The organism is Sphingomonas sp. CFBP 13706, from assembly GCF_014842355.1.
GTDB classification, from domain to species: domain Bacteria; phylum Pseudomonadota; class Alphaproteobacteria; order Sphingomonadales; family Sphingomonadaceae; genus Sphingomonas; species Sphingomonas aerolata.
The window spans coordinates 1-12,117 of record NZ_JACYVM010000005.1 but is presented as its reverse complement, the minus strand read 5'-3'; the positions used below and the strand labels follow the sequence as shown (position 1 = coordinate 12,117).

Sequence of the window (12,117 nt, the reverse complement as noted above, 5' to 3'; positions counted from 1 at the left end):
TTCACTAAAAAACCGTCCGATTCAGTCTAGGCCGAACTCATCCCTCTCGCTACCAAACATTGTAAGAAAAAAGCGCTTACAAATGATAGCGCTAACACAATGAGGGGATGCCGGGAGTCATGGCCAAGTTCGAGATCACACGCGCCGCACGTCGCGGGAACCTCCTCAAAGGTGGTGCCTCCCTGCTTACGCTGTGCCTGGCCGCCGCGCCAAATGGCGCTCTGGCCCAGCAAGCCGATGCCGCCGCCGGCCAGACCACGCTGACGTAGAACGCGGCAGGGCGTACCGCATCTTCTGATCGCGCTGCGGCAACCGTGGCCGGGGCGCCGCAGGCGGGTGCGGCACAGCCGTCCGCCAACGGGCAGGTGCCCTCGGGCGGTGCCGAGGTGACGCAGGCCGAGCAGTCGACCGCGACGCCGCAGGACGAAGCCGCCGATCAGGACATCGTCGTCACCGGCATCCGCCAGAGCCTGAAGAGTGCGCAGGCGATCAAGCGCAACTCCGAAGTCGTGGGCGATTCGATCTCGTCCGAAGACATCGGCGCGCTGCCCGACCGTTCGGTCACCGAAGCGCTGCAGCGCGTGCCTGGCGTGTCGATCAGCCGCTTCTCGGCCGGTGCCGATCCCGATCACTTCGCCACCGAAGGGTCGGGCGTCACCGTCCGCGGCCTCAGCTACACGCGCTCCGAGATCAACGGCCGCGATTCGTTCAGCGCGAACAACGGCCGCGGCCTGTCCTTCGCCGACGTGCCCGCCGAACTGCTCGGCGGCGTCGACGTGTTCAAGAGCCCGTCCGCCGACATGATCGAAGGCGGCATCGGCGGCTCGGTCAATCTGCGCACGCGCCTGCCGTTCGATTCCACCGGACTGGTACTGGGCGGGACGCTCGAGAACAATTACGGCGATTTCGTCAAGAAGTCGGCACCGACGGTCTCGGTGCTCGGCAGCAATCGCTGGGAAACCGGCATCGGCGACTTCGGCATCCTCGCCAGCTTCGTGCGCTCGCAGGTCCGCAGCCGCGCCGACAGCGTGCAGATCTCGAACTGGGGCGAGCGCGTGATCGGCGCCGATGGGTCGCTGTTGCAGCCGGTCGACGCGACCACCGGCGTGGTCAACACCGGCCGCACCGTCTACGTGCCCCGTGGCGCGGCGATCCGCAGCCAGGAGTTCAACCGCACGCGCTACGGCTATTCGGCCGCCGGCCAGTGGCGCAGCCCCGACAAGTCGATGACCGCGACCGCGCAGTTCCTGCGGACCGACTCGCGCGAGGCGTGGACCGAGAATTCGATCGAGGTCGCGACCGACAACGTGCTGGCCGCAGGCGACACGCAGCCCTTCCCCGGCACCAGCTTTGCCTATGACGACGATAACGTCTTCACCAGCGGGATCATCACCGGCCCGAACGGCTATCGCGCCGATCAGGATCCGGCGAACGGCGGCGATCAGCGCACGCCGAGCAACGGCCTGCAGAGCAACAACATCTCGCGCGGCAACCAGTCGCGCTTCCGCACCAACGACGCCAGCTTCAACCTGAAGTGGCAGGCGACGAACCGGCTCGGCATCAACCTCGACTACCAGCATGTCTGGTCGCAGGTGAAGGTCACCGACCTGACGGTCTGGGGCACGACCTTCCAGAATGCCGACATCCGGCTCGACGGGACCAACCCGGCCTACGTGAACTTCATCCCGGTGACGAACACGCCGAACAATTACCAGAACGCCGCGCATCCGAGCTATCTCGACGCGTATAACAACTTCTACCGCTCGGCGATGGACCATATCGAGGACAGCGAGGGCAACGAGGATGCTGCGCGCATCGACCTCGATTATTCCTTCCCGGAGGATAGCTGGCTGACCTCGGTCCGTGTCGGCTATCGCTTCGCCGATCGCCAGAATGAAGCGCGTTCGACCGGCTATAACTGGGGCGTGCTCAGCGAGATCTGGGGCGGCGGCAACAATCAGGACAATGCAGCGGCGCCGACTGGCCCGGGTGGCCCGGTCTGGTTCGATCGGCCGATCGACGGCAATCCCGTCACGCGCAACACGGGCAATCTCGGCCCGCAGCAGGCATTCCTCTACGACAACTTCTTCCGCGGCAAGGCGAACGACTCGTCGAACGGCGGGCGCGTGTTCGTGCCGGGGTCGTTCCTCCAGGATTATGGTGCGGCAACGCAGGCGATCAGCCAGATCGCGCAGGAATGGCGCAACTTCACGAGCAACCTGTCGGGTGCCAATGGCTGGGTGCCGCTGGCAAGCCGTGCCGGTGTCGTCGCCGGGACGCCGTTCCTGCCCGGTGAGATCAACCCGGTCAGCGAGCGCAACAACGCGGTCTATGCGATGGCGCGATTTGGCAACGACCTGTCGAACGGTTGGAACCTGAGCGGCAATATCGGTGTGCGGTACACGAAGACGGATCGCGTCTCGTCGGGCTTCTTCGCCTTCCCGCAACAGTCGTTCAGCTGCGTCGCGCCGACCAACGGGCAGCCGGTCTCGCGGTTCTGCGCGTTGCCGCAAGCCGTACGCGACGCCGCGGCGGCGTTCCAGAACGGCAGCACGACGCCCAACGACGCCAAGCTGAGCTACGACTATTTCCTGCCGAGCTTCAACGTGAAGCTGGCGATGGGCGGCGGTCTTCAATTCCGCGCGGCGTTCACCAAGAGCGTCGCTCCGCCGGATTTCGGGCTGACCCGGTCCTATTACAACATCAATCTGAACACGAGCGACCAGACGATCCTGTTTAATGGTGCGCCGGTCGCGACCTTCCAGGTCGGCAACCCGTTTCTGAAGCCGGTCCGTGCGGACAATTACGATGTGACCGCGGAATGGTATTTCTCGAATGTCGGCCAGCTCACGCTGTCGCTGTTCAAGAAGGACCTGTACGGCGTGCAGACCAACAGCCTGCAGCGTCAGAGCTTCACCAACAACGGCGCGACATTCGACGGGATCATCACGACCCCGCTGAACTCGACCGAGACGGGTCGCGTAAAGGGGTTCGAGGTTGGCTATCAGCAGACCTATGATTTCCTGCCGGGGTTCCTGAGCGGGTTCGGTCTCGCGGCCAACTTCACCTACGTGAAGTCGTCGGGCGTGTCGCAGCAGAATCTCGACTCCGACGATCCCAACGTCACCGCCGGGATCATCTCCAACGTCGACACCAGCGGGCTGCCTTTGCAGGGGCTGTCGAAATACCAGTTCAACTTCGCGCCCTTCTATCAGCGTAACGGGCTGGAGGTACGCGCCGCGTATAACTGGCGGTCCAAGAACCTGCTGACGATCCGCGACGTGATCGTGCCGAACTCGCCGGTCTACGCGGAGAAATACGGGCAGCTCGACGCCTCGATCTTCTACGCGGTGACGCCAGCGATCAAGATGGGGTTCCAGGGCGTCAACCTGACCAATTCGATCACGCGGACGTCATATGTCATCAACGATGATCTGCTGACGCGGCCGCGCAACTGGTTCATCGCGGATCGCCGCTTCACCTTCTCGATCCGCGCGTCGTTCAGATAAGCGCGAAAGGGTCGGCCGGTGCGGCCGACCCTTTCGATCCATTTCCCGTTCTCCCCCCTGGGCGCCGCACGACAATCGCGGCGCCCTTTTTTTGTCCGGGCGTCAGGTGCGGGGCGGGGCGGCAGCAAGCGCGGCGGCGATCGCGGTGTACATCGGTTTGGGCTTGAACGCGGCGTCATAGGGGCAGGGGCGGCGGCGGGCCTTGTCCTTGCGCGGCTCGAACCCCTCGATCCAGCTATAGCGGTCGGTCATCCCCCACAGCAGCACGTCGCGAAGCTGCGGATAGGCGAGCATCACGTCGAGATAGCCGCGCGTGAAATCGGCCACCGCCTGGTCGCGGACCGTGAAGTCGGCAGGAAGCGAATTGTCGCGGACGTCGAGCTCGGTGATCACCAGCCCGTAGCCCATCGCGGTGACCGCATCGAGGAAGCGGCGCCACTCGCCTTCCAGCCCTGCGATCGTCGCGCGCGCGTCGATCCCCTGCGTGACGAGGTGAGACTGCACCCCCAGCGCATCGACCGGCACGCCGCGCGCCTTGAACCCTTCGAGCAGCTTGAGCACGCCGGCGCGGTGCGTGGCGTTGCCGTGTTCCCAGCTCATATAGTCGTTATAGACCAGCTGCGCGTGCGGCGCGACGCGGCGCGCGGTGTGGAAGGCGAGGTCCAGCGTTGCCTCGGGGCTGCCCAGCGCGCGCGACAAAGCGGTCTGGTACAGGCTCGCATCCTTGGGATCGACCGCCTCGTTGACGACGTCATAGCTGCGGATCCGCGTGCCATAGCGGCGGCATACCGTGGTGATATGATCGACCAGCAGATGTTCGGCGGCGCGCGCGGGGGTCGCGCCGAAATCATGCGTTTCTTCCCAGCGCGGCATCCATTTGGGCTGATGCCACAGCAGATTATGCCCGCGCACCGGCAGCGCGTTCGCGTCCGCCCATGCCATCATCGCATCGAAGCGGGTGAAGTCGAAGGCGGTCGCGCTCGGTCGCAACGCCTGCCACTTCATCTCGTTTTCGGCCACGAGCAGGCCGCAGTCGCGTTTGAGCAGGTCAGCATAGGCTGGGTTCGCGAACGAGCCGCGATTGGCACCCGGGGCACCCCATGCGAAACTCGACCCCATCCGCATTCCCTTGGTTGCGGCGATGCCGTGCAGGCCGGTCGGTGCAGGTGCGGCCGTTCCACGGGCGCCGGCCGATACGGCAAGACCCGTCAGCATCGCCAGCCCGGTGCGTCGCGTAATTTCCACAGCACATCCTCTCTTTTATGATAGCGCTAACGCTGGCGGTTTCTCCGTAACAGGTCAATCCCGAAGCCTCTGGTTTGATACGCAAACTGGATGGCCGAAGACGCAACGGTTCGGTGGCAAGCGGGCCCTGGACGTGTCTATGCAACGGGGGAAGGCGGGCCCGGTTCAATCAGCCGTTCTGCAACGACCCGCATCGCCTCGACATCCCGGCCGCAATAGAGGCGCAGGGCGGCATCGAGTTCGGCGCGGCGCGCCGGCGTAGATGCGACGTCGACCGCTTCGCGATACGCCGCGACCGCGTCGCCGCCGTCCCGTACGGCCAGCGTGGCATAATCGAGATGAGGTGCGATCGTCGGCAGGACCGCCTTGATCGACCAGCTTCCGCGCTGGTCCCGGTGGTACCAATGGTCGCGGGTGACGGGGAGCAGATCGACGATGCGCGCGGCGAGATCGTCGAGCACGGCGGCGAGATCGGGATAGGCACGCGCGAGGCGCAGCACGACGTCGCGTTCGAAACGGGCGTGCCAGGCAATGACCGCGCCGGTCCGTGGCAGTGCGGCAAGCGCCTCGGCACAGGCGCGACGCGGATCGTCGCCGCTCAGGTCGAGGAACTCGTGTCGTACGATGCCGTGGTCAGCGGCTTCGACATCCGCGACGAATTGAAACGGCACCTGCTCGTAGGGCGAGCAGCCGGGCCAGACCGGCAACGCGTTGCTGACGGTTTCGAAGTCCAGCCAGATGCGCGGATACGACCAGCCGGCCATCGCCTGCGCAGCGCCCGCGGGATCATGCTCGACCTGACCGGTCATCGTGGCGCGGTGGACGCGGCGGTCGGTGTCGGAGCGCAGATCCTCTACTGTGACGAGCGTCAGGTCGTCGATGCCGCGGCGCAGGAACGCTTTGCCTGCGCCGCGCGGCAGGATCGTCACGGGCCAGGACGGACCCGGCGGCAAACCTGCGTGGCAATAGTCGGTGAAGACACAGGTGTACGGCGCGTGGCAGTGATCGCCGATGATCGCTGCAGGTTCGCTTTGTGTAAGCAAGGCCTTGGCCGCACCGATGCGCGCGCCTTGTGTCGCCACGATCGGCGCAACCAGCGCGGTCACGTCGGTATCGACGAACAGCCCGCCGCGGTCCCCCGAGCGGTCCAGTGTGAAGTCCCGATCGAGGTGGCGGACGTGAACCGATGTGATGCGGAGGCCGTTGGCGGCCGCGACCCAGGCCTGAGTCGCGAGCGCGGCGAGATGATCCGGCTTTGCCTTGGTCGAACCGCGAACGGCAATGATGCGCCAGCCGTCGCCATCCGGTTCGAGGATATCGACGATCGCCTGCACGCCGTCGTGCAGGAACTGCGCGCCCGCGATGGTCTGGCGCGTCGCAATCGCTGCGCCGGTCGCTGCTGACTCTGCCGATCGACTGGAGGCGGGGTCGATCATGACCATGTCAGGGATCTGCCGCCGCGCCTCGGCAGCAATCGCATGCGCGGTCGCCCGACGATCGGCGGCATCGTCCGCCGAGCCTGCGCTGTCGGGCCGAAACGTCATCAGCCACAATTGCCGCGGGCAACGCTCGAACGCGGCGAGGCGCGATGGCGAGAGCGTGTCAGGCGGCAAAATCACACCCCTCCATCGACCATCCGTCCCAGCGCATCACGAGATCCCGCGCGTCGCGCGACGTTGCGGGATCGACCGCGACCGCGTCGATCCGTTCGGCCTGGCGTTCGATCAGGCCGAGCCACTTGGCGCGGACCGGCTCGACGTCCGCCGGGAGCATGTAGCGATGCCATAATCGTGCGACGCGTCGTTCGATGAAAAGGCGCTCGAGCACGTCGCGCGTGCGGTCCAACGGCAGTCCGGCATGGCTGCGCCGCAATTCGCCGACGATATGCGACGGATAGATCTCGCGGCGGGTCTTGAGCAGGTCGAGAATGGCCCGTTCGATCATCGTCTCGTCGATCGCCGTGGTGGTCGGCATGAAACCTCCGTCAAAGGATGCGGTCACCGCGCGAGCGCGATCAACTGGGCAAGACCGTTGGTACCGGTCTTGGCGACGATGGCCGCGCGGTGATCTTCGACCGTCTTGGGGCTGAGCCCGAGGATGTCGGCAACGGCCTTGTTGCTATGTCCCTGCACGAGTAGGTCGAACACCTGACGTTCGCGCGCCGACAGGGCTGCGGTTCGTGCGCGGATGCTGCGTTGGCGCCGGGACCATGCGACCCCCTCGTCAACGGCGCTGAGGAGGCGTGTCTCGTCGAGCGGCTTTTCCAGATAATCGAGGCCGCCATAGCGCCGCACCGAATCCACGGCATTCGCGGTCGTCGGCCACGCGGTCATGAAGACGATCGCAACCGCGGGGTCGATCATCCGCACGCGGTCGGCAAAGCCGAAGCCGTCGAGGTCGCCCATCATGATGTCGGTGACGATGCACAGCGCCGGTGCTTCGGCATAGACCGACAGCAGCATGACCGGGTCGAGAAAGGGTTCGGCGGCATGACCGTGACGGCAGAGGAGGCGTGCGACAGCCGCGCCGAGGTCATGGTCGTCATCGACGACATAGACGGCGGCACGATCCGGCTGATTGGCGGGGCGTGTCATGGCTCGGCTCCGGGGCGCGGGAGGGATAGCGTCGCGCAGATGGTGCCGTCGGCGTGCGTGACACGCTCCACCGTGCCGCCATGGGCTTCGACGATCGCCCGCGCCACGAGCGCCCCGACGCCCATGCCGGGGCGTGCTTCCCGCCGATCGGGGCAGCGGTTCGCGACCATGACCACGACCCGGTCCTCGTTCTGATGGGCAGAGAGCGCGACACGACCGTCGCACGCCTGCACCGCATTGCGGACCAGATTGACCACCGCCTGCGCGAGCTCGATCTCCTGGCCGAAGACGACCAGGTCGGGATCGATGGGCGACACCTCCACCACGACCCGCGCCGCCCTGGCCTCGGCACGGGTCAATGCCGTGACGGTCTCGACCAGCGCGGACAGGGGCAGGGCGCTTGGTTCGTCGACCGATCGACCGCCGAAACGGCGCAGCCGGCGGACCAGCGTGGACAGCGCCGCCGCCTTGCGGTCGATCAGCGCGGCGGTCTGGGCGATGTCCGGATCCGCGGCGACGGTGATCTCGTGCAGGTGCTTGGCCTCGATCGCCAGCGTCGAAAGCGGCTGGCTGATCTCGTGGATCACCGCCACCGACATGGCGCGCAGCGTCTTCAACCGTTCCGCTTGGAACAGCATGCGGTCGCGGCGCGACAGGTCGCTCTGGGCCCGCGCCTGCGCATCGGCGAAGCTGCCGGCGAGGTAGCCGACGACGACGATCGATGCGAGGCTCATATGCAAGGCGAGGCGTTCGGCGACGGGCAGGTCGGTCGCGGTAAAGGGCAGGACGATCGCCGCCACGATCACGATCGCACACCAGCCCGCGGTGCGGCCGAAGCGCAAGCCGATCCAGGCGACCGCGAGCAGCGCCGGGGCGGCGGGGACGCCCAGCCCGATCTCCGCCAGCAGCGTGCTCGCGGCGATCGCTGCGCCGAGGACGAGGGCGGCTTCGGCCAGTCCGGCAAGCTGGCGGAGCGTCGGGCGGTGCAGTGCCCGGGGCCGGTCCTGCCCCGCATGGACCACCCAGAGCAAGGGCGGGGCGATCAGCAACACGCCGAGCAGGTCGCCGACGACAAAGCCCGTCAGCGATGCCACCGTCTGACGAAGGCCCGAGACGCCCGTTAATTCGGGACTGAACAAGGTCCAGGGCAGCGCCGCCATGGTCGCCGCGACCGGCGCGGTGACTGCGGCGAGGCCGAGCGGCATCGGCGCGACGCCGAGGCTCGATTGCGACCGCGCCGCGACGTGGCGGACCAGCCAGACGACGATGCCATAGGTCAGCGCGGGCCGGGCGACGCCGTTTGCCGCGGTCAGCCAGCCGGCCTGGCCCGGAACGATGATGCCGGCGATCGTCTGCACGATCAGTTCCGTCGCCATCACCGCTAGCGTCAGCCGCGGGCCACGGCTCCACAGCAGCGCCAGCCTGACGCCAGCGGCGGGATAGAGCAGCGAGTAGAAGCCCTGACCGCCCCATCCTGCCGCGGCCTGGTGCGCGGCCGCAAACGCTGCTGCATAGCCGATGAGCCAGGGAAGGTCGGCCAATCGTGGCACTGTTTTGCCGGCTACGGCACCGATCGAGAGGCGGGGCGGAGAGGGAGGCAGCGGCATTGAGGGCTGCCTAGCCGCATCCGGCGCCGATAGGCCATCGGGGAAATTCCCGGGTTTTCGGCGCGGCGGCGATGGCCATGATGATCGCGAGCCAGCCCCGGGAATGTATCGATGCCAGCCCATAGTGTCTCGCGATCGCGGAATCGTCACCGCGTAACGGGCGCAGCCGTACGATGACGGAAGGACCTGATCCGATTCACGCGGTGCGCGAGCTCTGGTACCAGAAGGATGGCAGCGTCATCGTCTACAGCCATCAGGTCGTGCCGCGGCGGTGGTGGAACCGCCTGACGCGGCCGATCGGCGTGCTGCTGATCGTGCTCGCCGTCGCGTGGCCCGCATTGCTGCTATCTCATGGATGGACATGGCTGGGTCTGGCGTTTGCCATTGGCGACGTGTGCGTCGTGCTCGTCGGCCGCGATCTGATCCTGTGGGGGGCCAGGCGCTGGAGCGATCCGTAGACAACCGCGCTTAGACGCGGAATCGGAAGGTCTGCGCAGCAGGGCGGGCGCCCTGACGGGCTTGTGGCTCGCCAGGGCACATCATGCAATGGCCGGCCCCCCGACCGGCTGGTCAGTCGCCGGGGAGGGCGGCACCGGCGACTGCGAACAGATCCGCCGCGGAGTGGCGGGACAGGTCGATCGGAAACGCCGCGCTCATCGACACGCCCGCCGGCGCGTCGTTCGCATCGAAGCCGAGCGCGCGGCAGGCCGCCACGCTTGCCTTGGTCCTGCAGGCAAGCCCGCCGCCATGTGCAAAGACGTTCAGAAGTACCCGGCGTGCGTGCGAGCGCGGCCGGATGCGCAGATCGGGAACGTCGGTATAATAGATCTCCAGCGCGCCGGGGCAGAGCCGGGCGAGATCGTCGAGCAGCGCCTCGCGCTCGTTCGGTGCGGCGGTCGGTTCGGTGCGCAGCGCCTCCTCGTCACCGTCGGTTTCATCGTCGGCCTCGCTCTCTCCGGCCAGATCTTCGACGGCGGGTGCGGGGCGGTCGGCGAGCAGCCGGGCGAGCCGCTCCTCGAACGCGACCGGATCGACCGCTGGCGCGTCGCCAAGTTCGGTGCCGTCGTTGCAGGGCGGCATGAACGCGGCAATGAGGTCCCGCTCGATCGGCGCCAGCCAGTGCTTCTTCACCCATACGCTCGGCCGCTGCCCGGGCTCGGGGAGAACGGTCGCGGCCAGGTCGCGCGGCAATTGGAGATAGGTGAAGCCGAGGTGATCGAGCATCGTGGCCTCGTTCCCCGGCCCGAACACATCCCAGTGTGCAGCCGCGAGCTGCGCCTTGGCGAAGGTGCAGCTGCCGCCCTTGCGCTGGAGAAGCGGGCTTTCATCGCCGTTCAGTGCCAGCATCGCGACGATCGTCTCGATCGGTCCGTTGGGCTCTGCGGCGGCGAGCGCATGCAGTTGCTTGAGATGCCGACGGGCGAAGGTGACATAGGGCGAGCGCAGCGTCTGATAGGTGACGTGCTTCTCCCAGCGCTCGAGGACCGATCCGCCAAAGGGCCGCTCGGCCTTGCCGGCATATAGGCCGACATAGACGAGCCGGTCGTCATGGAACATGCCGTAGATGCCGGGCCCGCGCAGTGCCTCCGGCTCCCCCGCCCAGGGTGCCCGCGGCACGGCGCGCAGGTTCATCCATGCCGGCTTGCCGAGCGTGGGCGGCACGGGACGCAGGGTAAACAGCTCGGAAGCCCGGTAAAACGGCATGCGCAATGTCTCCTCATGGGGTGGCCATGCGGCTTAGGCGGGCGCGCGCGCGACCGGCTATCCGGGGTTTTCCCGGGGGGCGACATCGCCGGCGGCCCGTCCCAAGGGCTGCCGGCCGCGGGGCGCGCTAGAAGCCGACGCGAAGCGAGACGTCGACCGCGCGGGGACGGCCGAGCACCCATTGCTGGTTGTTGTACGTGCTGATCGCATAGTTTCGGTCGAATAAATTGTAGCCGTGGATGTCGACCGCGAGCCGTGGCGTCACTGCATAGGAGAGCGTTGCATCGACCATGGTGTAGCTGGGGACGCGAAAGCTGTTGGCGTTGTCCGAATAGCGGCGCCCGACGTAGCGCAGCCCGGCGCGCGCCTGGAGCGCACGCGTTGCGTTCCAGCGCAGCCAGAGATTGGCGAGCGTCTCGGGCACGTCCGGCGGGGTATTGCCGTCAAAGCGCGTGTCGCCGGAGACGAAGTCGTCGAACGTCGCGTCGAGCACGCTGCCATTCGCATCGATCCCGACACCGTAAGGCAGATCGAGCGATACCGCGGCCTCGATACCCCTGGCCGATCGCTGGCCTACCTGCTCGACCGGGCTCGTCGGGGTCAGCTGCGCCAGCAGGCGCTTCTTGACGATGCGGTAGGCGGCGAGGGTGGCGGTGCCGCGACCGTCGAGGAACACCGCCTTGGCGCCAACCTCGACCTGGTCGCCAACCGCGTTGCTGAACTGCACCTGCCCGGTCGAATAGGTCGTCAGCGTCCCCAGCGGGTCCACGCCGGTGGCATATTGCCCATAGAGCGACACCGTCGGGATCGGCTGATAGACGCTCCCGACCCGCCAGGTCACATTGTGCAGCCGCTTGTCGAGCGCGAAGGTCTCGGTGGTGGCGCCGCCCGGATAGTCGATCGACCAGCGGCGGATCGTGTCGCGTTCGTAGCGCACGCCACCGACGATCGAGACGTGCGTGCCGAGCTTCAGCCGATCCTCGGCAAAGACCGCATATTCGGTCGTGCGCGTGCGATAGCGCGGTGCGATGCCTTGCGTGTCGATGATCAGACCGGGATCGAACGCGAAGGGATCGACCTCCGAAACCTGCGGGTCAGCCCCGAAATTGTGGGAATATGTCAGTTTGATAAGGTTGACATCGAAGCCCATGACCAAGTCGTTGCCGACGCCATCGGCGATGCCCGTCCTGAACGTCACGCTGCCCTGGTCTCCCCACTGCGTCTGATCATGGACGATGCCGGTCATGTCGGTACGCAGGATGCCACCGGGTGTGCCGGTGTTGCCACTGCCGTTGGCGCAGACCCCGTCTGCGGCGACCCAGCAATAGGTTTCGAGATTGAGCCAGGAGCGTTTGGAGGTGAGGCGATAGGCCTGGTTGCTGACGGTGACCGCATCGCTCGGCGTCCAGTCGACCTGCAGGCTGGTGCGGTTGTCCAGGTAGCGGATGACGCCGTCGC

The 12,117-nt window shown here is 66.7% G+C and carries 10 protein-coding genes; 3 read left to right on the top strand and 7 right to left on the bottom strand.

Features of this window, described 5'->3' with window-relative positions:
• Positions 1-119: 119 nt before the first annotated feature.
• Together IFS44_RS10810 and IFS44_RS10805 are read left to right on the top strand one after the other, a co-directional pair.
• Positions 120-269: a hypothetical protein gene (locus tag IFS44_RS10810; RefSeq protein WP_192098455.1), complete on the top strand. Its 150-nt coding sequence runs from the start codon at positions 120-122 to the stop codon at positions 267-269.
• 45 nt (positions 270-314) lie between these two features.
• A complete protein-coding gene (locus IFS44_RS10805; RefSeq protein ID WP_192098454.1) occupies positions 315-3,509 on the top strand; it encodes a TonB-dependent receptor in 3,195 nt (1,064 codons plus the stop codon).
• 102 nt (positions 3,510-3,611) lie between these two features.
• Here IFS44_RS10805 and IFS44_RS10800 read toward each other — a convergent pair whose 3' ends face one another.
• The 5 genes from IFS44_RS10800 to IFS44_RS10780 form a co-directional block, all read right to left on the bottom strand.
• On the bottom strand, positions 3,612-4,754 hold the full coding sequence (locus tag IFS44_RS10800; protein ID WP_342366407.1) for an endo-1,4-beta-xylanase: 1,143 nt from the start codon (positions 4,752-4,754) through the stop codon (positions 3,612-3,614).
• Between the two features lie 137 nt (positions 4,755-4,891).
• A complete protein-coding gene (locus IFS44_RS10795; RefSeq protein ID WP_192098645.1) occupies positions 4,892-6,298 on the bottom strand; it encodes a DUF2779 domain-containing protein in 1,407 nt (468 codons plus the stop codon).
• Positions 6,299-6,356: 58 nt separating this feature from the next.
• Positions 6,357-6,728, bottom strand: a complete 372-nt coding sequence (locus IFS44_RS10790) for a hypothetical protein (RefSeq protein WP_051916297.1) — start codon at positions 6,726-6,728, stop codon at positions 6,357-6,359.
• Positions 6,729-6,751: 23 nt separating this feature from the next.
• Positions 6,752-7,348 (bottom strand): response regulator transcription factor, encoded by a 597-nt coding sequence (locus tag IFS44_RS10785; protein WP_192098453.1) that lies wholly within the window; start codon positions 7,346-7,348, stop codon positions 6,752-6,754.
• Positions 7,345-8,898, bottom strand: a complete 1,554-nt coding sequence (locus tag IFS44_RS10780; RefSeq protein ID WP_446740848.1) for an ATP-binding protein — start codon at positions 8,896-8,898, stop codon at positions 7,345-7,347. The genes IFS44_RS10785 and IFS44_RS10780 overlap by 4 nt, the downstream gene beginning before the upstream one ends.
• 230 nt (positions 8,899-9,128) lie before the next feature.
• Between IFS44_RS10780 and IFS44_RS10775 the strand changes: the two genes are divergently transcribed.
• Positions 9,129-9,413 (top strand): hypothetical protein, encoded by a 285-nt coding sequence (locus IFS44_RS10775; protein ID WP_192098451.1) that lies wholly within the window; start codon positions 9,129-9,131, stop codon positions 9,411-9,413.
• A gap of 112 nt (positions 9,414-9,525) precedes the next feature.
• Here IFS44_RS10775 and IFS44_RS10770 read toward each other — a convergent pair whose 3' ends face one another.
• Both IFS44_RS10770 and IFS44_RS10765 read right to left on the bottom strand, forming a co-directional pair.
• Positions 9,526-10,659: a hypothetical protein gene (locus IFS44_RS10770; protein WP_192098450.1), complete on the bottom strand. Its 1,134-nt coding sequence runs from the start codon at positions 10,657-10,659 to the stop codon at positions 9,526-9,528.
• A gap of 127 nt (positions 10,660-10,786) precedes the next feature.
• On the bottom strand, positions 10,787-12,117 hold a 1,331-nt coding region (locus tag IFS44_RS10765), incomplete at its 5' end, for a TonB-dependent receptor (protein ID WP_192098449.1).